Origin of the sequence: Crossiella sp. SN42 (genome assembly GCF_023897065.1) — a bacterium.
Lineage (GTDB): Bacteria > Actinomycetota > Actinomycetes > Mycobacteriales > Pseudonocardiaceae > Crossiella.
In genome coordinates, this window is record NZ_JAMHIV010000008.1 from 23,495 (window position 1) to 47,974 (window position 24,480).

Here is a 24,480-nt window from a genome sequence, read left to right on the forward strand (position 1 = left end):
CGATGACCACCCCGACCAGCCGACGTCAGCCGCACGAGGACGCCGAGGTCATCGTGGTCGGCGCCGGTCCGGCCGGCTCCACCGCGGCCACCTACCTGGCCCGCGCCGGCCTGGACGTGCTGCTGCTGGAGAAGAGCGAGTTCCCGCGCGAGAAGGTCTGCGGCGACGGCCTCACCCCGCGCGGGGTGAAGCAGCTGATCGACCTGGGCATCGACACCAGGGAAGAGGCGGGCTGGCTGCACAACCGCGGCCTGCGCGTGGTCGGCGGCGGGGTCACGCTGGAGCTGGACTGGCCCGACCTGGCCACCTTCCCGCCCTACGGCGTGGTCCGCCCGCGCCAGGACTTCGACGAGATGCTGGCCCAGAACGCGCAGCTGGCCGGGGCCCGGCTGCTGCAGAACACGCACGTCACCGGCGCGGTCACCGACGACCGGACCGGCCGGGTGATCGGCGTGACGGCCAACGCGGGCAAGGAGAAGACCCCGGTCACCTACCGCGCCCCGCTGGTGCTGGCCTGCGACGGCGTCTCCGCCCGGCTGGCCCTCTCGGTCGGCCTGGAGAAGCGCGACGACCGCCCGATGGGCATCGCGGTGCGCCGCTACTACGAGTCCCCGCGCAGCAAGGACGACTACCTCGAGTCGCACCTGGAGCTGTGGGACAAGTCCAACGCCGGTGAGCCCAAGCTGCTGCCCGGCTACGGCTGGATCTTCGGCATGGGCGACGGCACGGTGAACGTGGGGCTGGGCATCCTGTCCACCTCCAAGGCCTACGGCAAGGTTGACTACCGGCAGCTGCTGCGCTCCTGGCTGGACGGCACGCCGGAGGAGTGGGGCCTGCGCGAGCCCAACGCGATCGGCAAGGTCGGCGGCGCCGCGCTGCCGATGGGCTTCAACCGCACCCCGCACTACCGCAACGGCCTGCTGCTGGTCGGCGACGCGGGCGGCATGGTGAACCCGTTCAACGGCGAGGGCATCGGCTACGCCATGGAAAGCGCCCGGCTGGCCGCCGAATGCGTCGTGCACGCCCTGGCCCGCCCGGAAGGCCTCAGCCGCGAGCGCGCCCTGCACCGCTACCCGGTGGCCGTCTCCGAGGCCCTCGGCGGCTACTACCGGCTCGGCAACATCTTCAGCAAGCTGATCGGCAACCCGACGATCATGCGCACCGCCACCAAGTACGGCATGCCGATCAAGCCGCTGATGCGCTTCGTGCTCAAGCTGCTGGCCGGCCTGTACGACCCCAAGGACGGCGACGCGATGGACCGCGTGATCACCGCCGCCACCAAGCTCGCCCCGACTGCCTGATCCCCCAAGCGAAACCGGCCCGGCCCGCGTCCGTTCCAGGACGCGGGCCGGGCCTGCTTCACGCTGCGGACTGGGCTGTTCGGTGGTAACCACTGATCTTGATGGCGCAGCCCCGGCGGGGGAGATCGGCGGCGTGATCCCGGCGCGCGGGGGCAGTGGGACAGGTCATACACTTGCCCATTGGAGTTCGTGAACGAGTTCACAAGCTCCGGCAGCACCTTCCCAGCTAGTTAGGTGAACCTTACTACAAGGGGTGGTGCACCGGGTGCCTAGGGTGCCCATCGGACGGCGGCTGTCACGGCCGTTGACGAGCGCGGATGAGGAAAGGACGGCGGCGGGACAGTGCTCCACTCTTACCTCCCCCTCGTGCTGATGTTCTTGCTGGCCTTGGTGTTCGCCCTGGGCTCGGTCGCGGTCGCGCCGTACATCGGGCCCCGCCGGTACAACAAGGCCAAGCTCGACGCGTACGAGTGCGGAATCGAGCCCTCGCCCCAGCCGGTGGTCGGCGGTGGGCGGATGCCGGTCGCCTACTACCTGACGGCGATGCTGTTCATCCTGTTCGACATCGAAATGGTGTTCCTCTACCCCTTCGCGGTCACCGCGGGCCAGCTCGGCCTGTTCGGACTGGTAGAGATCGCCCTCTTCATCGGCACGGTCGGCTTCGCCTACGTCTACGTGTGGCGGCGCGGCGGCCTGGACTGGAGCTGAGTCATGGGTCTTGAGGAGAAGCTGCCCAACGGAATCCTGTTGGCCAGCGTGGAGAAACTGGTCAACTGGTCCCGCAAGTCCTCGCTGTGGCCTGCCACCTTCGGGCTGGCCTGCTGCGCGATCGAGATGATGACCACCGGCGCGCCGCGCTACGACCTCGGCCGCTTCGGCATGGAGGCCTTCCGCGCCTCCCCGCGCCAGGCCGACCTGATGATCGTGGCCGGCCGGGTGACCAACAAGATGGCCCCGGTGCTGCGCCAGATCTACGACCAGATGCCCGAGCCGCGCTGGGTGCTCGCGATGGGCGTGTGCGCCTCCTCCGGCGGCATGTTCAACAACTACGCGGTGGTCCAGGGCGTCGACCACATCGTGCCGGTGGACATGTACCTGCCGGGCTGTCCGCCGCGGCCGGAGATGCTGCTGGACGCGATCCTGAAGATCCACGCCAAGATCATGGACGAGCCGCTCGGGCCCAAGCGGGCCGCGCTGCGGGCCGCCAGCGGCGCGCGCACCGAGATGATCCCGTCCTCCGTCCGGTACGCCAAGAAGAAGTGATCGGCTGTGACTGACGCGAACCTCCCCGAGCCCAAGGGTGAAGCCCACAGCTCGGCGGACATGACCGAGGCCCAGCACGAGGAGCACCTCGCCGCTGGCGGTGTCGTGGCCGGCAAGAACCGCAAGGGCATGTTCAACGTCTCCGGCTCCGGCGACACCTCCGGTTTCGGCGGCCTGCGCCTGCCCGCCTACGCGCCCGCGCCGAGCGAGCGCCCCTACGGCGGCTGGTTCGACGAGTTCGTCGACGAGCTGTCCATGGCCATGGCGGAGAAGGGCATCCCGGCCGAGGCGGTCCAGCAGATCACCGTGGACCGCGGCGAGATCACCTTCTACGTCCGCCGCGAGCACCTGCTCGAACTGTGCCGGCTGCTCCGCGACGACCAGGCCCTGCGCTTCGAGCTGTGCAGCTCGGTCTCCGGCGTGGACTACGGCGTGGACGTGCCGCAGCGCCTGCACTCGGTCTACCACCTGACCTCGATGACCTACCGCCGCCGGATCCGGCTCGAGGTCGCCATGGACATCGAGGACCCGCACGTGCCCAGCGTGGTCGAGGTCTACCCGACCGCGGACTGGCAGGAGCGGGAGGCCTGGGACATGTTCGGCATCGTCTACGACGGCCACCCCGCGCTGACCCGGATCCTCATGCCGGACGACTGGGACGGCCACCCCCAGCGCAAGGACTACCCGCTCGGCGGGATCCCGGTCGAGTACAAGGGCGCGGAAATTCCTCCGCCGGACCAGAGGCGGTCTTACTCATGAGCCACGAACGTCTCGCCGACGTCACCGACGGCACCGACACCAGCGCCACGGGCAGCGACAGCACGGTCGCCGGCACCGCCACCGGTGGGCGCGACCCGTACGCCGCCGACTCCCGGCAGACCACCGAGGGCCCGGTCTACACCGTCAGCGGCGGTGACTGGGACGAGGTGCTGGAGGACGCCACCCACGACGAGCGCATCGTCATCAACCTGGGTCCGCAGCACCCCTCCACGCACGGGGTGCTCCGCCTGGTGCTGGAGCTGGAGGGCGAGACCGTCACCCAGGCCCGCTCGGTGATCGGCTACCTGCACACCGGCATCGAGAAGAACGTCGAGTACCGCAACTGGACCCAGGGCGTCACCTTCGTGACCCGCATGGACTACCTGGCGCCGCTGCACAACGAGGCCGCCTACTGCCTCGCGGTGGAGAAGCTGCTCGGCGTCACCGCGCCGCGCCGCGCCCAGGTGGTCCGGGTGCTGCTGATGGAGCTCAACCGGATCAGCTCGCACCTGGTGGCGCTGGCCACCGGCGGCATGGAGCTGGGCGCGCTGACCGCGATGACCGCGGGCTTCCGCGAGCGGGAAGAGGTCCTGCACCTGCTGGAGCACCTGACCGGCCTGCGGATGAACCACGCGTTCATCCGGCCCGGCGGGCTCGCCCAGGACCTGCCGGAGGACTACCACGAGAAGATCACCGACTTCCTCAAGGTGATGCACTCCCGGCTGCCGCAGTACGACAAGCTGCTCACCGGCCAGCCGATCTGGCGCCGCCGCCTGGAGGGCGTCGGCTACCTGCCGCTGGACGGCTGCATGCAGCTGGGCATCACCGGACCGATCCTGCGTTCGGCCGGGCTGCCCTGGGACCTGCGCAAGGTCGAGCCGTACTGCGGGTACGAGGAGTACGACTTCGAGGTCCCCACCTCGACCGAGGCGGACTGCTTCGCCCGTTACCTGCTGCGGGTGGAGGAGATCCACCAGTCGCTCAAGATCGTCAAGCAGTGCCTGGCGAAGCTGGAGCCCGGCCCGGTGATGGTCGAGGACGGCAAGATCGCCTGGCCCGCGCAGCTGACCATCGGCTCCGACGGCATGGGCAACTCGCTGGAGCACGTCCGCAAGATCATGGGCCAGTCCATGGAGTCCCTCATCCACCACTTCAAGCTGGTGACCGAGGGCTTCGACGTGCCTGCCGGGCAGGTGTACGTGCCGGTGGAGTCCCCGCGCGGCGAGCTGGGCTACCACCTGGTCTCCGACGGCGGCACCCGCCCGCTGCGCGTGCACGTGCGCGAACCCAGCTTCGTGAACCTGCAGTCGATGCCCGCGATGAGCGAGGGCAGCCTGGTCGCCGACGTGATCGCCGCGGTGGCCTCGATCGACCCGGTGATGGGTGGTGTGGACCGATGACAAGGACCCCAGAGCGAATGTCCGAAGTGGACAGTGTGGACACTTCCCAGTTCGCGGACATCGTTGACAAAGCTCAGCAGATCATCGCGCGCTACCCGGTGAGCCGCTCCGCGCTGCTGCCCATGCTGCACCTGGTGCAATCGGTTGAGGGCCACGTCAGCCAGGCGGGCATCGCCTTCTGCGCCGAGCAGCTCGACCTGGCCACCGCCGAGGTCAGCGCGGTCGCGACCTTCTACACCATGTACAAGCGCAAGCCCTGCGGCGAGCACCTGGTCAGCGTCTGCACCAACACGCTGTGCGCGGCCCTGGGCGGGGACGCGATCTACGGCAAGCTGCGCGAGCACCTCGGCGTCGGCCACGAGGAGACCGCCGGTGAGCCCGGCACTCCCGGCTCGATCACCATCGAGCACGCCGAGTGCCTGGCCGCCTGCGACCTCGGCCCGGTGCTCCAGGTCAACTACGAGTTCTACGACAACCAGACGCCCGAGTCGGCGCTGGAGCTGGTCAAGGCGTTGCAGCGGGGGGAGAAGCCGGACCCCACCCGCGGCGCCCCGCTGACCGACTTCAAGCAGGCCGAGCTCCAGCTCGCCGGTTTCTTCGAGGGCCGCGAGCAGGACGTGGCCGGACCCTCGGCCGCGGTGGAGACCCTGCGCGGAGCCAAGATGGCCAACGAGCGCGGCTGGACCGCCCCGGTCATGCCGGAGGACGTCCCGCTCCCGGCCGTCCCCGAGAAGAAGTGAGGCTGGCATGCCCGAGCCGTTGACGCCGGTGCTCACCAAGCGCTGGCTCTCCCCGACCTCCTGGACGCTGCGCACCTACGAGCAGCTGGAGGGCTACAGCGCGCTGCGCAAGGCCTTCGGCGCGCACCCGGACCAGCTCATCCAGCTGTGCAAGGACTCCGGCCTCCGCGGTCGCGGCGGCGCTGGCTTCCCGACCGGCCTGAAGTGGGGCTTCATCCCGCAGGGCGACGGCAAGCCGCACTACCTGGTGATCAACGCCGACGAGGGCGAACCGGGCACCTGCAAGGACATCCCGCTGATGATGGCCGATCCGCACTCGCTGATCGAGGGCTGCATCATCACCTCCTACGCGATCAGGGCCAACTTCTGCGCGATCTACGTGCGCGGCGAGGTCCTGCACTGCATCCGTCGGCTCAACGCCGCGGTGCAGGAGGCCTACGCCGCCGGGTACCTGGGCAAGAACATCCTGGGCAGCGGCTTCGACCTCGACATCGTGGTGCACGCCGGCGCGGGCGCGTACATCTGCGGTGAGGAGACCGCGCTGCTGGACTCGCTGGAGGGCAAGCGCGGCCAGCCCCGGCTCAAGCCGCCCTTCCCGGCCACCGCGGGTCTGTACGCCTCTCCCACTGTGGTGAACAACGTCGAGACCATCGCCTCGGTTCCCTACATCGTCAACGGCGGTTCCGGCTGGTTCCGCGAGATGGGCCGGGAGAAGTCCCCTGGCCCGACGATCTACTCGCTGTCCGGGCACGTGACCAACCCCGGCCAGTACGAGGCGCCGATGGGCACCACGTTGCGCGAGCTGCTGGAGCTGGCCGGTGGCATGAAGGACGGCATCCCGCTGAAGTTCTGGACGCCGGGCGGTTCCTCCACCCCGCTGTTCACCGCCGACCACCTGGACGTGCCGCTGGACTTCGAGGGCGCGGCCGAGGCCGGTTCGATGCTGGGCACCAAGGCGCTGCAGATCTTCAACGAGACCGTGTCCGTGCCGTGGGCCGTGATGAAGTGGACCGAGTTCTACAAGCACGAGTCCTGCGGCAAGTGCACCCCCTGCCGGGAGGGCACCTACTGGCTGGTGCAGATCCTGCAGCGGATGGTGCGCGGCGAGGGCACCCCCGCCGACATCGACACCTTGCTGGACGTCTGCGACAACATCCTCGGCCGCTCGTTCTGCGCCCTCGGTGACGGCGCGACCAGCCCGATCACCAGTGCCATCAAGTACTTCAAGCACGAGTTCCTCGAGCTGTGCGCGAAGAACGCCGGGAACGCGCAGGCCGAACTGGCCGGAGCAGGAGCGCACTGACATGACCGTCGCACCCGAGAAGAACACCGAGAGCACCCCGGTGCCCGCGGGCCATGTCCGGCTGACCATCGACGAGCAGGAGATCATCGCGCCCAAGGGCGAGCTGGTCATCCGCACCGCCGAGCGGCTGGGCATCGTGGTGCCGCGCTTCTGCGACCACCCGCTGCTCGAACCGGCTGGCGCCTGCCGCCAGTGCCTGGTGGACGTGGAGATGGGCGGGCGGCCGATGCCGAAGCCGCAGGCCTCCTGCACGCTCACGGTGGCCGACGGCATGGTCGTGCGGACCCAGCACACCTCGCCGGTGGCGGACAAGGCGCAGCAGGGCGTGATGGAGCTGCTGCTCATCAACCACCCGCTGGACTGCCCGATCTGCGACAAGGGCGGCGAGTGCCCGCTGCAGAACCAGGCGCTCAAGCACGGCCGCACCGAGTCCCGGTTCGTGGAGACCAAGCGGACCTTCCCGAAGCCGATCCCGATCTCCACCCAGGTGCTGCTGGACCGCGAGCGCTGCGTGCTCTGCCAGCGCTGCACCCGCTTCTCCGACCAGATCGCCGGTGACCCGTTCATCGAGCTGCTGGAACGCGGGGCGCAGCAGCAGATCGGCATCGCCGAGGGCAAGCCGTTCCAGAGCTACTTCTCCGGCAACACCATCCAGATCTGCCCGGTCGGCGCGCTCACCAGCGCGGCCTACCGGTTCCGCTCCCGGCCGTTCGACCTGGTCTCCACCCCCGGCGTGTGCGAGCACTGCGCCGGTGGCTGCGCGACCCGCGTCGACACCAGGCGCGGCAAGGTCATGCGCCGCCTGGCCGGCGACGACCCCGAGGTCAATGAGGAATGGCTGTGCGACAAGGGTCGCTTCGCCTTCGTCTACCCGACCCTGCCCGACCGGATCCGCCGCCCGCTGGTGCGCGACGAGCAGGGCGAGCTGGTCGAGGCCTCCTGGACCGAGGCGCTGCGCGTCGCGGCCGAGGGCCTGGCCAAGGCCAGGGACGGCAAGGGCGTCGGCGTGCTGCCCGGCGGCCGGCTGACCGTCGAGGACGCCTACGCCTACAGCAAGTTCGCCAGGGTCGCCGCGCGCACCAACGACATCGACTTCCGGTCCCGCCCGCACTCCGACGAGGAGCTGGCGCTGCTGTCCTCCTCGATCGTGGGCGTCACCCCGGAGACCGGGGTCACCTACGGCGTGGTCGAGGCCGCGCCCTCGGTGCTCTGCGTCGGCCTGGAGCCGGAGGAAGAGGCGGGCATCCTGTTCCTGCGCCTGCGCAAGGCGGCGCGCAAGGGCCGGACCAAGGTCTTCCACCTCGGCCAGTACACGACCCCGGCGGTGCGCAAGACCTACGGCACGCTGATCCCCGCGGTGCCCGGCGGCGAGCCGGCCGCACTGCGCGCGCTGCCCGAGGACGTGGACACCTCGCTGCGCAACCCGGGCGCGGTGCTGCTGCTCGGCGCCCGCGCGGTGGAGGTGCCCGGCCTGATCTCGGCCGCGGTCGAGCTGGCCACCAGCACCGGAGCCACCCTGGCCTGGATCCCCCGCCGCGCCGGTGAGCGCGGCGCGGTCGAGGCCGGCGCGCTGCCCACGCTGCTGCCCGGCGGCCGCCCGGTCACCGACGCGGAGGCCCGCGCCGAGATCGAGCTGGCCTGGGGCGTGGAAGCGGGCTCGCTGCCGGAGACCCCCGGCAGGGACGCGGCGGGCATCCTGGCCGCCGCGGCCGCGGGCGAGCTGGACGCGCTGCTGGTCGGCGGGGTGGACCCGTTCGACTTCGGCGACCCGGCCGCCGCGCTGGCCGGCGTCCAGGCGGCTGGCTTCGTTGTCTCCCTTGAGCTGCGGCACTCCGCGGTGACCGAGCACGCCGACGTGGTGCTGCCGGTGGCCGCCTCGGTGGAGCGCGCGGGCAGCTACCTCAACTGGGAGGGCCGCCGCCGCGAGTTCAAGGCCGCGTTGGACGTCGCGGGCGTGGTCCCGGACTGCCGGGTGCTGGACACCCTGGCGATCGAGATGGACTCCGACCTGTTCACCCAGACCCCGGCCGCCGCGGCCGCGGACCTGGCCAGGCTCGGCGCCCACCGCGGCGCCCGGCCGGTGTTCACCCCGGCCGCCGAGGCAGGCGCGCCCGCGCTGACCAACGGCCACCTGGTGCTGGCCAGCTGGCCGCAGATGCTGGGCAACGGCTCGCTGCAGGACGGCGAGCCCAACCTGGCAGGCACCGCCCGCCCGGCAGTGGCCAGGCTGGCCCCGGCCACCGCGGCCAAGCTCGGCCTGGCCGAGGGCGAGCCGGTCAGCGTGGCCACCGAGGCCGGTGCGATCACGCTCCCGCTGGAGCTGGCCGACCTGCCGGAGCAGGTGGTCTGGCTGCCGGGCAACTCGGGCGCCTCCACCGTGCGCCGCACCCTGGGCGCCGGGCACGGCGCCCTCGTCACCGTCACCGACGGAGGAAACGCATGAAGCCCCTCGCAGCCGGGGAGATCGGCGCTCTGCTCGCCGACGACCCGTGGTGGCTGAGCCTGATCAAGGTCGTCGCCGTCTTCGCCTTCCTGGTGGTACTGGTGATCGGCCTGGTCTGGGGCGAGCGCCGGATCGTCGGGTTCATGCAGCAGCGGCCCGGGCCGAACCGGGCAGGCCCCTTCGGCATGCTGCAGTCGGTGGCCGACGCGCTGAAGATGGCCTTCAAGGAGGACATCCGGCCGGTCATGGCGGACAAGTGGGTCTACTTCCTGGCCCCGGTCATCTCCGCGGTGCCCGCCTTCCTCGCCTTCTCGGTGATCCCGTTCGGTGGCGAGGTCCAGATGTTCGGCGTGCAGACCGCGCTGCAGGTCGCGGACGTGCCGGTGGGCGTGCTGGTGGTGCTGGCCTGCGCCTCGGTCGGCGTCTACGGCATCGTGCTCTCCGGCTGGTCCTCCGGCTCGCCGTACCCGCTGCTCGGCTCGCTCCGCTCGGCCGCGCAGGTGATCTCCTACGAGATCGCGATGGGCCTGGCCATCGTCTCGGTGATCCTGTTCGCCGGGTCGCTGTCCACCGGCGACATCGTGAACGCGCAGTCGGGTGTCTGGTTCGTCTTCACCCTGCTGCCCAGCTTCCTGATCTACGTGATCTCCATGGTCGGTGAGACCAACCGCGCCCCGTTCGACCTCCCCGAGGCCGAGTCGGAGCTGGTCGGCGGCTTCCACACCGAGTACTCGACCTCGCTGAAGTTCGCCATGTTCTTCCTCGCCGAGTACATCAACATGGCCACCGTCTCCGCACTGGCCACCACGCTGTTCCTCGGCGGCTGGCGGGCGCCCTTCGGCCTGAGCTACATCGCCGACGGCATGCTCAACACCGGCTGGTGGCCGCTGCTGTGGTTCATCGGCAAGATGCTGGCCTTCCTGTTCTTCTTCGTGTGGCTGCGCGCCACCCTGCCCCGGCTGCGCTACGACCAGTTCATGCAGCTGGGCTGGAAGGTCCTGGTCCCGGTCGCGCTGGTCTGGTTCGTCGCGGTCACCGTGGTCAAGTACATCCGGGAGAACTGGGCCACGATCAGCTCCACCCAGATCCTGATCTTCGGCGGGGCCGCGCTGGCCGTGCTGATCCTGCTGGTGTTCCTGATCCCGGAGCGCGAGATCCGGGAGGAGCGGGTGCAGGTGGCCGGCAGCGGCTACCCGATCCCGCCGCTGGACCTGGCGGTGCCCAAGCCCCCCAAGCGCCGGACCCCCGTGGCCGCCGCGCAGCAGAGTTCCACGCCGGCCGCGATCGGCACCGAAGGCGGAAAGGAGGCTGGCGATGGGACTTCTTGATCCCATCAAGGGCTTCGGCGTCACCTTCTCGACGATGTTCCGGAAGGTCGTCACCGAGGAATATCCCGAGGTCATGAAGGTCACCGCGCCGCGGTACCACGGCCGCCACCAGCTGAACCGGCACCCGGACGGGCTGGAGAAGTGCGTCGGCTGCGAGCTGTGCGCCTGGGCCTGTCCGGCGGACGCGATCTTCGTCGAGGGCGGTGACAACACCGAGGACGCCCGCTACTCGCCGGGTGAGCGCTACGGGGCGGACTACCAGATCAACTACCTGCGCTGCATCGGCTGCGGTCTCTGCATCGAGGCCTGCCCGACCCGTTCGCTGACCATGACGAACGAGTTCGAGCTGGCCGATGACAACCGGCAGAACCTGATCTACACCAAGGAACAGCTGCTGGCGCCGCTGCTGGAAGGCATGGAGCAGCCGCCGCACCCGATGCGCCTTGGTGAGAACGAACAGGACTACTACGTGAACGGGCCGCAGCTCGCTCGCGGAGAGAAGCCCGCCGAGGGGGCCGTGCGTTGAGCTCCGTCATCGCCATCCTCGCCCAGGCGCCGCCGGCGGCCGACGTGGTCGGCATCGGCGAGCAGATCATGTTCTGGGTGCTCGGCCCGGTGTCGCTGATCGGCGCCATGGGCATGCTCTTCGCCCGCAACGCGGTGCACTCCGCGCTGTGGCTGGTGCTCACCATGCTCAGCCTCGGCGTGCTCTACATCGTGCAGCAGGCGCCGTTCCTGGGCGTGGTGCAGATCATCGTCTACACCGGCGCGATCATGATGCTGTTCCTGTTCGTGCTGATGCTGGTCGGCAAGGACAGCTCGGACTCGGTGGTGGAGGTGCTGCGCGGCCAGCGGCTCACGGCCACCTTCCTCGGCCTCGGCCTGGCCGCCCTGCTGGTGGCCGCGCTCTCCCGCGCGTTCACCGACGTGCCCTCGACCGGGCTGGCCCAGGTCAACGGCAGCCAGGGACCGGGCAACGTGCTCGGCCTCGGGCAGCTGATCTTCCGCGACTACGTCTTCGCCTTCGAGCTGACCTCGGCGCTGCTGATCACCGCCGCGCTCGGCGCGATGCTGCTGGCCTTCGTGGACAAGGAACACTCCACCAAGCGCAGCCAGCGCGAGCTGGTCGAGGCCCGCCTGCGCGGCGAGCACGACCGGCCATCGCCGCTGCCCGGCCCCGGTGTGTTCGCCACCGCCAACTCGGTGGCCACCCCGGCGCTGCTGCCGGACGGCTCGGTCGCCCCGGAGTCGCTGTCCAAGATCATCGAGTCCACCTCGCGCGAGCGCCTCGCCGACGACATCACCGAGGTCAAGGGCGCCGGCCCGCAGCCGGACGCGCACGCGCTCACCGGACCGTCCGCCAAGGACGAGAAGTCCGGTACCGAGGAGGGGAAGGCATGACCCCCACCTACTACCTGCTGCTGTCCGCGCTGCTGTTCTCCATCGGCGCGGTGGGCGTGCTGGTCCGGCGCAACGCCATCGTGGTGTTCATGTGCATCGAGCTGATGCTCAACGCGGTGAACCTGAGCCTGGTGACCTTCGCCCGGATCAACGGCGCGCTGGACGGCCAGGTGATGGCCTTCTTCGTGATGGTCGTCGCGGCGGCCGAGGTGGTCGTCGGACTCGCGATCATCATGTCGATCTTCCGCACCCGCCGTTCGGCCTCGGTCGACGACGCCAACCTGCTCAAGTACTGAGGTGCAGACGGTGAAGGGAAACATTCTGGCCGCCACCGAGGTGGTGGAGGCCACCGGCGCGGCCCAGTACGCCTGGCTGCTGATCTTGCTCCCGCTGATCGGCGCCACCGTGCTGCTGGTCGGCGGCAAGCGCACCAACGGGTGGGGGCACCTGCTCGGCAGCGCGATGGCGATCCTGTCCTTCGTCTACGGTGCCGTGCTGTTCGTGCAGACCATCGGCAAGGACGCGGGCTCCAGGGTCGCCGAGCTGCCGGTGTTCGAGTGGTTCAGCGTGGCCGCGCTCAAGGTCGAGTTCGGCCTGCGCATCGACCCGCTGTCGATGACCTTCGTGCTGCTGATCACCGGTGTGGGCTCGCTGATCCACATCTACTCGGTCGGCTACATGAGCCACGACGCGGACCGGCGGAAGTTCTTCGCCTACCTGAACCTGTTCGTGGCCGCGATGCTGGTCCTGGTGCTGGGCAACAGCTTCGTGACGCTGTACCTGGGCTGGGAGGGCGTCGGTCTCGCCTCCTACCTGCTGATCGCCTTCTGGCAGCACAAGCCGGCCGCGGCCACCGCGGCGAAGAAGGCCTTCCTGATGAACCGGGTCGGTGACGTCGGCCTGGCGCTGGCCATCTTCCTGATGTTCCGGGACCTGGGCACCACCCAGTACACCGAGGTCTTCGCCCGCGCGGGCGATCTCTCGCCGGGCGTGGTCACCGCGATCGCGGTGCTGCTCCTGCTGGGCGCCTGTGGCAAGTCCGGCCAGTTCCCGCTGCAGGCCTGGTTGCCGGATGCGATGGAGGGCCCGACCCCGGTCTCCGCGCTCATCCACGCCGCGACCATGGTCACCGCCGGTGTGTACCTGGTGGCGCGGGCCAACCCGATCTACAACCTCACCGAGGACGGCCGCCTGGTCGTGGTCATCATCGGCGCGATCACGCTGGTGATCGGGTGCATCATCGGCTGCGCCTACGACGACTTCAAGAAGGTGCTGGCCTACTCCACGGTCAGCCAGATCGGCTACATGATCCTGGCCGTCGGCCTCGGCCCGGCCGGGTACGCGATCGGCATCATGCACCTGCTCACCCACGGCTTCTTCAAGGCGGGGCTCTTCCTCGGCGCCGGTTCGGTGATGCACGGCATGAACGACGAGGGCAACATCCGCCGGATGGGCGGGCTGGCCAGGCACATGCCGGTCACCTTCGTCACCTGGGGCCTGGGCTACCTGGCGCTGATCGGCTTCCCGCTGCTGTCCGGCTTCTACTCCAAGGACGCCATCATCGAGGCGGCGCTGGGCCAGGGCGGCTGGCGCGGCTGGGTCTTCGGCGGCGCGGCCCTGCTGGGCGCCGGGCTGACCGCGTTCTACATGACCCGCCTGATGCTGCTGGTGTTCTTCGGCGAGAAGCGCTGGAAGAACCTGAAGTCGGCGGACGGCCGCGATTACCACCCGCACGAGTCCCCGGCCAGCATGACCGTGCCGATGATCGTGCTGGCGGTCGGCTCGGTGGGCGCGGGCTTCTTCTTCGCCAGTGGCGGCAGGCTCGCCACCTGGCTGGAACCCGCGCTGGGCAAGCTGGAAGTGGCTGAGCACGGGGTGATCCCGCACGCGCTGGTGCCGATCCTCACCGTGGCGCTGGCCGCGCTCGGCGCGCTCACCGCCTGGCTGATCTTCGGCCGCAAGCCGGTCCCGGTGGAACGCCCGGAGAAGGTCTCCTTCCTGGTGCGCGCCGCCCGCAAGGACCTCTACGCCAACTCGATCAACGAGGGGCTGATCGCGAACCCGGGCTTTTTGCTCACGCGGTTCCTGCTCTTCTTCGACAACAAGGGCGTCGACGGGGTGGTCAACGGCACGGCCGTGCTGCTCCGGGGCGTCTCGAGCCGGGTCCGCCGGCTCCAGACCGGTTTCGTGCGCTCCTACGCGCTGAGCATGCTGGGCGGTTCGGTCCTCCTGATCGCCGCCCTGCTGATGGTGAGGTTGGCGGGATGAACGGCCTCGTGCTGCTCGCACTACTGCTGCTGCCGCTGCTCGGCGGCCTGGTGGTGGCGTTCCTGCGTGGCAACGACCGCGCGGCGAAGCTGACCGCGCTGGGCTTCGCCCTGGCCGAGCTGGCGCTCGCCGCGGTGGCCTGGGCCGGGTTCACCCCCGGCGGGGACCGGATCCAGCTGGCCTTCGGGGTGGACTGGATCCCGGCCTTCGGCGTGCGCTTCTCCCTCGGCGTGGACGGCATCGCGCTGGTGATGATCGCGCTGATCGCGGTGCTGGTGCCGATCGTGATCGGCGCGGCCTGGGAGGAGAAGCTGCCGGAGGGCCGCACGGTCGCCGGGTTCTTCTCCCTGCTGCTGGTCATGCAGACCTTCATGATCGGCGTCTTCGCGGCCACCGACGTGTTCCTGTTCTACGTCTTCTTCGAGGCGATGCTGGTGCCCGCCTACTTCCTGATCGGCCGCTTCGGCGGGCCGCGCAGGCAGTACGCGGCGGTGAAGTTCTTCCTGTACTCGCTCTTCGGCGGCCTGGTCATGCTGGCCTCGGTGATCGGCGTGTACGTGGTGGCCAGCGGCCGCCTCGGCAAGGGCACCTTCGACTGGGCCACCCTGGTCGGCATCGCCAAGGACATCCCGCAGGGCGTGCAGATCTGGCTGTTCCTCGGCTTCCTGATCGCCTTCGCGATCAAGGCGCCGCTGGTGCCGCTGCACACCTGGCTGCCGGACGCCGGTGGCGAGGCCCCGGTGGGCGTGGGCGTGCTGCTGGTCGGCGTGCTGGACAAGGTCGGCACCTTCGGGTTGCTGCGCTACGGCCTCTCGCTGTTCCCCGACGCCAGCCGGATCCTGGCGCCCTGGGTGCTGACGCTGGCGGTGATCGGCGTGATCTACGGCGCGATCCTGGCCGCCGGACAGACCGACATGAAGCGGTTCGTCACCTACACCTCGATCGCGCACTTCGGCTTCATCGCGCTGGGCATCTTCGCCTTCAGCACCCAGTCGATCTCCGGCGCGGTGCTGTACATGGTCAACCACGGCCTCTCCACCGGCATGCTCTTCCTGGTGGTGGGCATGGTGATCGCGCGCGGTGGCTCCAGGCAGTTCAGCGACTACGGCGGTATGGCCAAGCTCACCCCGGTGCTCGGCGGCATGTTCTTCATCGCCGGGCTCTCCTCGCTGGCGCTGCCCGGCACCAACTCCTTCGTCAGCGAGTTCCTGGTGCTGATCGGGTCGTTCCCGAGGGAGCCGGTGTTCACCATCATCGCCACGGTCGGCATGGTGCTGGCCGCGCTGTACGTGCTGTGGGCCTACCAGCGGGTCATGCAGGGCCCGGTGCGCGGCAACGCGCTGGTGGGCCTGGCCGGTGGCCCCGGTTCCGCGGTGGACCCCAGCTCGGAGACGGCCAAGGCCAAGGTGCCTGACCTGTCCAAGCGGGAGATCGCGGTGCTGACCCCGCTGGTGGTGCTGATCATCGCGCTCGGGGTCTACCCGAAGCCGGTGCTCGATGTGATCAACCCGTCCGTCGGCGCGACGATGACCGAGGCCGGGCAGCAGGACCTGGTGAAGGAAGGCAAGTGACGTGGTGACCCTGACTCACCTGGCACAACAGCAGCCTCAGCAGCTGCTGGAACTGCCGGACTTCCTGCTCGAGCACATGGTGCCGGTGCTGATCGTGCTCGGCGCGGCCTGTGTCTCGGTGCTGTTCGAGGCGCTGCTGCCGCGGCACCTGCGCTGGTCGGTGCAGGTGTTCCTGAGCCTGTTCTCGATCGCCGCCGCCGCGGTGGTGCTGGTCGTGAAGGGCTTGGGCGACAACGGCACCGGTGTGCTGCCGATGGCCAAGGCGCTGGCGGTGGACTACCCCACGCTGTTCCTGTGGGGCACGCTGCTGGCGCTGGGCTTCGGCTCGATCCTGCTGATCGCGGACCGCTCGGTGGAGCGCGGCGGCTACTTCGTGGCGCACGCCGCGATCCGCCCCGGCACCATCCAGGACCGCGCCCAGGCGGCCACCAGCGGCATGCAGACCGAGGTCTTCCCGCTGGCGCTGTTCGCCCTCGGCGGCATGATGACCTTCGTCGCGGCGAACGACCTGCTGACCATGTTCATCGCGCTGGAGGTGCTCAGCCTCCCGCTGTACCTGCTGTGCGCGCTGGCCCGTCGGCGCAGGCTGATCTCGCAGGAAGCCGCGGTCAAGTACTTCCTGCTCGGCGCGTTCGCCTCGGCGTTCTTCCTCTACGGCCTGGCGCTGCTCTACGGCTACGCGGGCTCGGTGAACCTGGCCGCGATCGCCAACGCGGCCGCGGGCAACGAGCGCTCCGACACCCTGCTCTTCGCCGGGGTCGGGCTGCTGGTGGTCGGCTTGCTGTTCAAGGCGGCGGTCGGCCCGTTCCACACCTGGAGCCCGGACGTCTACCAGGGTGCGCCCACGCCGGTGACCGCGTTCATGGCCGCCTGCACCAAGGTGGCGGCCTTCGGCGCGATCCTGCGGGTGTTCCAGGTGGCGCTGAAGTCCAGCAGCTGGGAGTGGCAGTACGTGCTGTGGGCGGTGGCCATCGTGTCCATGGTCATCGGCGCTGTGCTCGGTCTCACGCAGAGCGACATCAAGCGGATGATCGCCTACTCCTCGGTGGCGCACGCGGGCTTCCTGCTCGTCGGCTCGATCGCGCTCACCCCGCAGGGCCTCTCCGGCACGATGTTCTACCTGCTGGCCTACGGCTTCACCACGCTGGCCGTCTTCGGCGTGATCAGCCTGGTCCGGGACAGCAACGGCGAGGCGACCGACATCAAGCAGTGGGCCGGTCTGGCCAAGCGGTCGCCACTGGTGGCCGCGGTGTTCTCCTTCCTGCTGCTCGCACTGGCCGGCATCCCGCTCACCAGCGGGTTCATCGGCAAGTTCGTGGTGTTCGCGGCGGCGATCGAGGACGGGGCCGCGCCGCTGGTGGTGGTCGGCCTGGTGACCAGCGCGGTGGCCGCGTTCTTCTACCTGCGGATCATCGTGCTGATGTACTTCCAGGAGCCGAAGGAGGACGGCCCCACGGTCACCGTGCCCGGGGCGTTCACGGTCATGGCCATCACACTCGGTGTGACCGTGACCTTGCTGCTCGGAGTCGTTCCGCAGTTCGCCCTCAACTGGGCGGACCTCGGGGTGTTCGCGTTCTGAGGCCTACGTAGGCTGCAAGTGTGACGACGAGTGAGCAGGCCGGTCGGGGCGCCGGCATCGTGCTGGCCGACCCCGACCTCGAGGCCACGGTCCTTGCCGGACTGGCCGCGGTCGAGGCAGTGCTGCAGGACTCGGTCCGCAGCGACCTCGACTTCGCGACCGAGGCCTCCCTGCACCTGATGGAGGCGGGCGGAAAACGAATCCGCCCGCTCTTCGCCCTCCTGGCCGCCCACTTCGGTGACCCGAGCCGCCAGGAGGTCATCACCTCGGCCGTCGTGGTGGAGCTGATCCACCTGGCCACGCTCTACCACGACGACGTGATGGACGAGGCGCCGATGCGGCGGGGCGCGCTCAGCGCCAACGCCCGCTGGAACAACTCGGTGGCCATCCTCACCGGCGACTTCCTGTTCGCGCACGCCTCCAGGCTGGTGGCCGACCTGGGCACGGACGCCGCCCGGATCATCGCGAACACCTTCGCCGAGCTGGTCACCGGCCAGATGCGGGAGACCGTCGGCCCGGCTGAGGGCGTGGACCCGGTCGCGCACTACCTGTCGGTGATCGATGAGAAGACCGGTTCGCTGATCGCCACCGCGGGCCGCTTCGGCGGCATGTTCGCCGGGGTGCCGGAGCCGCAGGTCGAGGCGCTGCGCCGGTACGGCGACGTGATCGGCGCGGCCTTCCAGATCTCCGACGACATCATCGACATCGCCTCACCCGCGGTGGAGTCCGGCAAGACCCCCGGCACCGACCTGCGCGAGGGCGTGCGCACGCTGCCGATGCTCTACGCGCTGGCCGACGACCACGTCTCCGGCGCCCGGCTTCGTGAGCTGCTGTCCCGGCCGCTGGAGACCGACGCCGAGGTCGAGGAGGCGCTGGAGCTGCTGCGGGCGTCCTCGGGCCTGGAAGAGGCCCGCAAGACCCTCAACGAGTACTCCGAGCGCGCGCACGCCGCCCTGGTGGACCTGCCGGAGTGCCCGGCCCGCTCGGCGCTGTCCGCACTGGCGAACTTCGTGGTGGCCCGCTCCCAGTAAGTCAGGTGATCTGCGGGGCCGGTTCCGCCCGGCTCCGCAGCGTCGCCGCCCTGGTGGCCCTGGCCGCGCGCACCCCGTCCACGGTGAACACCAGCACCGCCACCCACACCAGCGCGAACCCGGTCCACCGGCCCGGCGACATCGGCTCACGCATGACCAGCACGCCCCAGGCGAACTGCAGGATCGGCGCCAGGTACTGCAGGATGCCCAGCGTGGTCATGGAGACCCGGCGCGCGGCCACGTTGAACAGCAGCAGCGGCAGCGCGGTGATCGGCCCGGTGACCGCCAGCAGCACGTCGTGCGCCGTGCCCGCGCCGAGGAAGGTGCCCTGCCCCGCCAGACCCAGCCAGATGAGGAACACGATCGCGGGCGGGCCCAGCACCACGCTCTCCGCGGTCAGCGAGTCCACCGCGGCCAGCTTCGTGGTCTTCTTCAGCAGCCCGTAGGTGCCGAAGCTGGCGGCCAGCACCAGCGCGATCACCGGCACCTGCCCGTGCTCGACGGTCAGCACGCACACCGCGGCGCCGCCGACGGCCACCGCGACCCACTGCGGCCAGCGCAGCCGCTCGTTGAACACCAGCACGCCGAAGAGCACCGAGACCAGCGGGTTGATGAAGTAGCCCAGCGAGGTTTCCACGACCTGCCCGCTGGTCACCCCGTAGATGTAGGTGCCCCAGTTCACCGCGATGAGTGCTGCCCCGGCGGCGGCCAGCGCCCAGGTGACGGGGGAGAGGCTCAGCAGGATCTTGCCGCGGCGGAGGAGCAGGGTGACCAACGCCATGACGGCCAGGGTCCAGGCCAGCCGGTGGGCCAGGATCTCCACGGGACCGGCGGGCGTCAGCAGCGGCCAGAAGGCGGGGAAGAAACCCCACAGCACGTACGCGCCCGCCCCGCACGCCAGCCCGGCCGCACCGGCCGAGGACGAGGGCGAGGACGGCACCAGCCGAGCCTACGCCGCGGAGCTGTTCGCTCAACAAGTAACTTCGTCACATACAACTACCGCCACCTGGTCAACAGGACGCGGCGGACGGCCCTGCGCGTTAGGGTTCGCCCAAGGTATGGAGAAGGCCGGAGGGATGTCGCGGTGTCGTCGTTGTTCGGGCAGGTCTGGCTGTGGAGCCTGCTCGCATTCGTGATCGGTGGCCTGGCCACCTGGGTGCTCTTCGTCACCCCCGCCCGCCGCGAGCTGGCCGCGCTGGAAGAGGAACGGTCCCGCAGGCCGCAACCGCCGCCCACGGTGGTGCGCAAGCACGACGAGGACGACGACATCGTCTTCGAGCCCATGCAGACCCCCGTGGCCGCCCCACGCCCGGTCACCAGCAGCTCCGAGCAGACCACGGTCCTGCCGGCCCAGCCGAAGACCAGCCTGTTCACCCCCGACCCGGCCCACGAACCCACCACCCAGTCCGAGGCCCCCTGGGAACGCCGCCGCGAACCCACCTGGTCCCAGCCCAGCCCCGCCCCCAGTCAGCAGTGGTCCGCGCAGCGCGCCGAGGATGAGCGTCCGGAGCCCGCGAAGACGCAGCAGTGGTCCGCGCAGCGCGCCGAGGATGAGCGTCCGGAGCCCGCGAAGACGCAGCAGTGGTCCGCGCAGCGCGCCGAGGATGAGCGTCCGGAGCCCGCGAAGACGCAGCAGTGGTCGGCCCAGCGCGCCGAAGATGAGCGTCCGGAGCCCGCGAAGACGCAGCAGTGGTCCGCGCAGCGCGCCGAAGATGAGCGCCCGGAGCCCGCGAAGACGCAGCAGTGGTCGGCCCAGCGTGCCGAGGACGAGAGCCCCGAGTCCGCGCCCACCCAGCAGTGGTCCACCGCGCGCGCCGAGGACGACCGCCAGCCGGCGGAGGAGGCCCCGCGCCGCCCCGAGCCCGCCAAGACCCAGCAGTGGTCGGCCCACCGCGCCGAGGACGAGCGCCCGGAGCCCGCCCCCACCCAGCAGTGGTCCACCCAGCGCATCGAGCCCGAGCCGCGCGAGGACGAAGCCCCCGCCCCGACCGAGTGCTGGTCCGCCCAGCCCCCAGCCGTCCAGCCCCCGGTCGCTCAGCCCTCAGCCGCCCAGCCCCCGGCCGACGAGCCCGCCCCGGCCCAGCAGCCCACCCAGCAGTGGTCCCGCCACGACGCCGACGAGCCTGCCGAGCTGACCTGGACCGCCGCCCAGTCCGAAGCCCCGGCCCAGCCCGAGCCCCCGGCGCCGCGCGAAACCCAGCGCGAGACCCAGCCCGAAGCCCCGGCCGCCACCCAGCAGTGGTCCACCCCGGAGGACGTCGACGACCAGCCCACCGCCGCCCAGCAGTCCCCGCGCGGCTCCGACCAGCCCACCACCGCGATCTTCGCCCCGGTCCGCACCCCGGAACCGGCCGCCCAGCCCGCCAAGTCCGACGAGGACGAGCGCCCGCTGTTCTTCGAGGCGGAGACCCCGGCCTACGGCATCGCCAAGAGCGAGATCCTGGACGCCCTGGAAGAAGACCCCGAGCCGCGCCAGGCCCAGCGTCCCGTGCCCTCGCCCGCCCCGCCCGCGCCGCAGGTGAGCGCGCCGCCGGAGCTGGACGTCACCGACACCGAGCTGGCCGACCACCGGCCGTCCCGCCCGCCGCGGCCCGCCCAGCGGGTGGCGCCGCCGCAGTTCCCGCCGCGGCCGTTGCCGCCGCAGGAGCTCCAGGCCAGGGACACCGCCTACTTCCAGCACCTGGCCGCCAGCTCGGGCAACAACGCGCCGCCGGTGCCGCCCTCGGTGCCCGCGCCGCCGCGCCAGATGCCGCCGGTGCCGCCCGCCCCGCCGCGCCCGGTCACCCCGGCCGAGCAGCCCCCGCCCCCGCCGGTGGCCCCGGCCGAGCCGACCACGCCGCCGCGCGGTGAGCGGTCCCGCTCGCTGTTCGAGCCGGTGATCGACCCCGACAAGCAGTGACACGACAAGCAGTGACACGAAAAAGCCCCCCGGACGCACCGGGGGGCTTTTTTTGTTGCTGTGTCAGGCCAGCACGGTCCAGGTGTCCTTGCCGCGGAGCAGCCCGGCCAGGTCGGCCGGCTTGCTCTGCACGGCCTGCTGGACCTGGTTGCGCGCCTGGTCGTCGTAGGTCGGGCGGGGCACCGAGCGGAACACACCGGTCACGGTGTAGTCCAGGTTCTGCCCGCCCAGCCGGGACAGCGCGAAGGCGTAGCTGGGGTCCTGCAGGGTCGCGTCGTGCACCACCAGCGCGTCCTCGCCGACCTCGTCCACCTTGCGCACCACGAACGAGCCGTGCTGACCCTCCCGGATCACCCCGAACTCGCCCTCGGCGCCGAAGCGGATCGGCTTGCCGTGCTCCAGCGGGATGATCCGCCGGTCCTTCTCGCCCGGCTCCTTGAGCACGTCGAAGGCGCCGTCGTTGAAGATCGGGCAGTTCTGGTAGATCTCCACCAGCGCGCTGCCCCGGTGCTGGGCGGCCTGCCGCAGCACGTCGGTCAGCCCGGCCCGGTCGGAGTCCAGCGCCCGGCCCACGAAGCTCGTCTCCGCGCCCAGCGCCAGCGAGATCGGGTTGAACGGGTGGTCCAGCGAGCCCATCGGGGTGGACTTGGTGACCTTGCCGACCTCCGAGGTCGGCGAGTACTGCCCCTTGGTCAGCCCGTAGATCCGGTTGTTGAACAGCAGGATCTTCAGGTTGACGTTGCGGCGCAGCGCGTGGATCAGGTGGTTGCCGCCGATGGAGAGCGCGTCACCGTCACCGGTGACCACCCACACCGACAGGTCCGGCCGGGACACCGACAGCCCGGTGGCGATGGCCGGGGCGCGGCCGTGGATGGAGTGCACCCCGTAGGTGTTCATGTAGTACGGGAACCGCGAGGAGCAGCCGATCCCGGAGACGAAGACGATGTTCTCCCGCTTGAGCCCCAGCTCCGGCAGGAAGCTCTGCATGGCGTTGAGGATGATGTAGTCACCACACCCGGGGCACCAGCGCACCTCCTGGTCGGACTTGAAGACCTTCGCGGTCTGCTTCTCGTCCGTGGTGGGAACACCGTCCAGGCCGCCGATGATCGGCAACCCGATGTCGACAGTGGTCATGCCTTGACCCCCTGGATGATCTCGGTGAACACGTCCTGGAGCTCTTCGGCCTTGAACGGCGTGCCCGCCACCTTCGTGTGGCTGACCGCGTCCACCAGGTACTTGGCCCGCAACAACAACGCGAGCTGGCCGAGATTCATTTCCGGGACGAGCACCTTGCGGTAGCTGCCCAGCACCTCACCCAGGTTCTTCGGGAACGGGTTGAGGTGCCGCAGATGCGCGTGCGCGACCTTGAGGCCGAGCCTGCGGACCCGGCGCGCGGCCGCGCCGATCGGGCCGTAGGTCGAACCCCAGCCGACCACGAGCACCTCGGCGTCGCCGGTCGGGTCGTCCACCACCAGGTCCGGCACGTCCACGCCGTCGATCTTGGCCTGGCGCAGGCGGACCATCTTGTCGTGGTTGTCCGGGTCGTAGGAGATGTTGCCCTGGCCGTCGCCCTTCTCCAGACCACCGATTCGGTGCTCCAGACCGGGCGTGCCCGGCACGGCCCACGGCCGGGCCAGGGTCTCCGGGTCGCGCAGGTAAGGCCAGAACTCGCCGGAGCCGTCCGGCGCGTTGACCTCGGTGGCGAAGGAGACCCGCAGGTCGGGCAGGGTGTCCACGTCCGGGATGAGCCAGGGCTCCGACCCGTTGGCGATGTAGCCGTCGGAGAGCAGCAGCACCGGCGTGCGGTACTTCAGCGCGATCCGCGCGGCGTCGATGGTCATCTGGAAGCAGTCCGCGGGCGTGGCCGGGGCCAGCACCGGAACGGGCGCCTCGCCGTTGCGGCCGAACATGGCCTGCAACAGGTCGGCCTGCTCGGTCTTGGTGGGCAGCCCGGTGGACGGGCCGCCGCGCTGCACGTCGACCACCAGCAGCGGCAGCTCGGTCATCACCGCGAGGCCGATGGTCTCGGACTTCAGCGCGATACCGGGACCGGAGGTGGTGGTCACGCCCAGCGCGCCGCCGTAGGCCGCGCCCAGCGCCGCGCCGATACCGGCGATCTCGTCCTCGGCCTGGAAGGTGGTGATGCCGAAGTTCTTGTGCCGGGACAGCTCGTGCAGGATGTCCGAGGCCGGCGTGATCGGGTACGTGCCGAGGAAGACCGGCAGCTCCGAGCGCTGCCCGGCGGCGACGATGCCGTAGGCCAGCGCGGTGTTGCCGGTGATCTGGCGGTAGGTGCCCTGGGCCAGCTTGGCCGGGGCGACCTCGTAGGTCACCGCGAAGGCCTCGGTGGTCTCGCCGTAGTTCCAGCCGGTGCGGAAGGCCAGCACGTTGGCCTCGGCGATGTCCGGCTTCTTGGCGAACTTCTCCCGCAGGAACCGCTCGGTGCCCTCGGTCGGCCGGTGGTACATCCAGGACAGCAGGCCCAGCGCGAACATGTTCTTCGCGCGCTCGGCGTCCTTCTTCGACAGCCCGGTGGGTTCCAGCGCGCCGCGGGTCAGGGTGGCCATGGCGACCTTGTGCACGACGTAGGGCTCCAGCGAGCCGTCTTCGAGCGGGTCCGCGGCGTAGCCGACCTTGCTGAGGTTGCGCTTGTTGAACTCATCGGTGTTGACGATGAGGATGCCGCCGTGCGGCAGGTCGGCGATGTTGGACTTCAGCGCCGCGGGGTTCATCGCGACCAGGACGTCCGGCCGGTCGCCCGGCGTGAGGATGTCGTAGTCGGCGAAGTGCAGCTGGAAGCTGGACACCCCGGGCAGGGTTCCTGCAGGCGCCCTGATCTCGGCGGGGAAGTTGGGCAGCGTGGCCAGGTCGTTGCCGAAGGCCGCTGCCTCCGATGTGAACCGGTCTCCGGTCAGCTGCATGCCGTCACCGGAGTCGCCGGCGAACCTGATGACCACTCGGTCGAGCTTGCGGACCTCCGCGGTCTCGTGGCCCTCGGTGCTCACACTCATGGGCTCGCGATCCCTCTCTTCACCTCACGCGCCTGCATCGGCCATCGAAAACCGATGCCCCCCAACGAGGGTAGTCCGCGTCAGGGACCGTCAGCGTCGGGGAACTCACGGATCGGAGTTGCTGGTACTGCCTTGACAACGCTTCGAACACGGTAAGGGTGCCCTTGCCGTGTTATCACTAGA

The 24,480-nt window shown here is 70.2% G+C and carries 20 protein-coding genes; 17 read left to right on the forward strand and 3 right to left on the reverse strand.

The window, feature by feature from the left end; all coding sequences use genetic code 11:
• The first annotated feature begins 2 nt into the window (after positions 1-2).
• The 16 genes from M8C13_RS11295 to M8C13_RS11370 all read left to right on the forward strand — a co-directional run bounded on the left by M8C13_RS11295 (position 3) and on the right by M8C13_RS11370 (position 18,387).
• Entirely contained in the window at positions 3-1,301 is a 1,299-nt protein-coding gene (locus M8C13_RS11295; RefSeq protein WP_252480487.1) for a geranylgeranyl reductase family protein, read from the forward strand.
• A gap of 342 nt (positions 1,302-1,643) precedes the next feature.
• Positions 1,644-2,009 (forward strand): NADH-quinone oxidoreductase subunit A, encoded by a 366-nt coding sequence (locus M8C13_RS11300; RefSeq protein WP_283661859.1) that lies wholly within the window; start codon positions 1,644-1,646, stop codon positions 2,007-2,009.
• A 3-nt stretch (positions 2,010-2,012) separates the two neighbouring features.
• Complete coding sequence (locus M8C13_RS11305) at positions 2,013-2,564, forward strand: NADH-quinone oxidoreductase subunit B family protein (protein ID WP_185000556.1); 552 nt, start codon at positions 2,013-2,015, stop codon at positions 2,562-2,564.
• Positions 2,565-2,624: 60 nt separating this feature from the next.
• Positions 2,625-3,323, forward strand: a complete 699-nt coding sequence (locus M8C13_RS11310; RefSeq protein WP_252480665.1) for an NADH-quinone oxidoreductase subunit C — start codon at positions 2,625-2,627, stop codon at positions 3,321-3,323.
• Positions 3,320-4,723 carry an NADH-quinone oxidoreductase subunit D gene (locus tag M8C13_RS11315; protein ID WP_252480488.1) on the forward strand — a complete coding sequence of 468 codons (1,404 nt, stop codon included), beginning with the start codon at positions 3,320-3,322 and terminating at the stop codon, positions 4,721-4,723. The genes M8C13_RS11310 and M8C13_RS11315 overlap by 4 nt, the downstream gene beginning before the upstream one ends.
• A complete protein-coding gene (gene nuoE / locus M8C13_RS11320; protein WP_374213056.1) occupies positions 4,720-5,463 on the forward strand; it encodes an NADH-quinone oxidoreductase subunit NuoE in 744 nt (247 codons plus the stop codon). Before M8C13_RS11315 ends, nuoE begins: the two co-directional genes overlap by 4 nt.
• 7 nt (positions 5,464-5,470) lie before the next feature.
• Positions 5,471-6,766 (forward strand): NADH-quinone oxidoreductase subunit NuoF, encoded by a 1,296-nt coding sequence (gene nuoF / locus M8C13_RS11325; RefSeq protein ID WP_252480489.1) that lies wholly within the window; start codon positions 5,471-5,473, stop codon positions 6,764-6,766.
• Position 6,767: 1 nt separating this feature from the next.
• Complete coding sequence (locus tag M8C13_RS11330; protein WP_252480490.1) at positions 6,768-9,209, forward strand: NADH-quinone oxidoreductase subunit G; 2,442 nt, start codon at positions 6,768-6,770, stop codon at positions 9,207-9,209.
• On the forward strand, positions 9,206-10,537 hold the full coding sequence (gene nuoH / locus M8C13_RS11335) for an NADH-quinone oxidoreductase subunit NuoH (protein ID WP_252480491.1): 1,332 nt from the start codon (positions 9,206-9,208) through the stop codon (positions 10,535-10,537). Before M8C13_RS11330 ends, nuoH begins: the two co-directional genes overlap by 4 nt.
• A complete protein-coding gene (gene nuoI / locus M8C13_RS11340; protein ID WP_252480492.1) occupies positions 10,524-11,063 on the forward strand; it encodes an NADH-quinone oxidoreductase subunit NuoI in 540 nt (179 codons plus the stop codon). The genes nuoH and nuoI overlap by 14 nt, the downstream gene beginning before the upstream one ends.
• Positions 11,060-11,938 carry an NADH-quinone oxidoreductase subunit J gene (locus tag M8C13_RS11345; RefSeq protein WP_256508915.1) on the forward strand — a complete coding sequence of 293 codons (879 nt, stop codon included), beginning with the start codon at positions 11,060-11,062 and terminating at the stop codon, positions 11,936-11,938. The genes nuoI and M8C13_RS11345 overlap by 4 nt, the downstream gene beginning before the upstream one ends.
• The gene (gene nuoK / locus M8C13_RS11350) at positions 11,935-12,234 is read left to right on the forward strand and encodes an NADH-quinone oxidoreductase subunit NuoK (RefSeq protein WP_252480493.1); all 300 of its coding nucleotides are present in this window, start codon (positions 11,935-11,937) and stop codon (positions 12,232-12,234) included. The genes M8C13_RS11345 and nuoK overlap by 4 nt, the downstream gene beginning before the upstream one ends.
• Positions 12,235-12,244: 10 nt before the next feature.
• On the forward strand, positions 12,245-14,206 hold the full coding sequence (gene nuoL, locus M8C13_RS11355; protein WP_252480494.1) for an NADH-quinone oxidoreductase subunit L: 1,962 nt from the start codon (positions 12,245-12,247) through the stop codon (positions 14,204-14,206).
• Positions 14,203-15,777: an NADH-quinone oxidoreductase subunit M gene (locus tag M8C13_RS11360; RefSeq protein WP_252480495.1), complete on the forward strand. Its 1,575-nt coding sequence runs from the start codon at positions 14,203-14,205 to the stop codon at positions 15,775-15,777. The genes nuoL and M8C13_RS11360 overlap by 4 nt, the downstream gene beginning before the upstream one ends.
• A gap of 76 nt (positions 15,778-15,853) precedes the next feature.
• The gene (gene nuoN, locus M8C13_RS11365) at positions 15,854-17,356 is read left to right on the forward strand and encodes an NADH-quinone oxidoreductase subunit NuoN (RefSeq protein WP_252480668.1); all 1,503 of its coding nucleotides are present in this window, start codon (positions 15,854-15,856) and stop codon (positions 17,354-17,356) included.
• 20 nt (positions 17,357-17,376) lie between these two features.
• Entirely contained in the window at positions 17,377-18,387 is a 1,011-nt protein-coding gene (locus M8C13_RS11370; protein ID WP_308202788.1) for a polyprenyl synthetase family protein, read from the forward strand.
• Between the two features lies 1 nt (position 18,388).
• On the opposite strand, the gene rarD is transcribed toward M8C13_RS11370, so the two are convergent.
• On the reverse strand, positions 18,389-19,327 hold the full coding sequence (gene rarD, locus M8C13_RS11375) for an EamA family transporter RarD (protein WP_252480496.1): 939 nt from the start codon (positions 19,325-19,327) through the stop codon (positions 18,389-18,391).
• A gap of 144 nt (positions 19,328-19,471) precedes the next feature.
• Here rarD and M8C13_RS11380 point away from each other — a divergent pair, with 144 nt between their 5' ends.
• Positions 19,472-21,286: a hypothetical protein gene (locus M8C13_RS11380; RefSeq protein ID WP_252480497.1), complete on the forward strand. Its 1,815-nt coding sequence runs from the start codon at positions 19,472-19,474 to the stop codon at positions 21,284-21,286.
• 63 nt (positions 21,287-21,349) lie between these two features.
• On the opposite strand, the gene M8C13_RS11385 is transcribed toward M8C13_RS11380, so the two are convergent.
• Entirely contained in the window at positions 21,350-22,420 is a 1,071-nt protein-coding gene (locus M8C13_RS11385; protein ID WP_252480498.1) for a 2-oxoacid:ferredoxin oxidoreductase subunit beta, read from the reverse strand.
• A complete protein-coding gene (locus tag M8C13_RS11390) occupies positions 22,417-24,297 on the reverse strand; it encodes a 2-oxoacid:acceptor oxidoreductase subunit alpha (RefSeq protein WP_252480499.1) in 1,881 nt (626 codons plus the stop codon). The genes M8C13_RS11385 and M8C13_RS11390 overlap by 4 nt, the downstream gene beginning before the upstream one ends.
• Between the last annotated feature and the right edge of the window lie 183 nt (positions 24,298-24,480).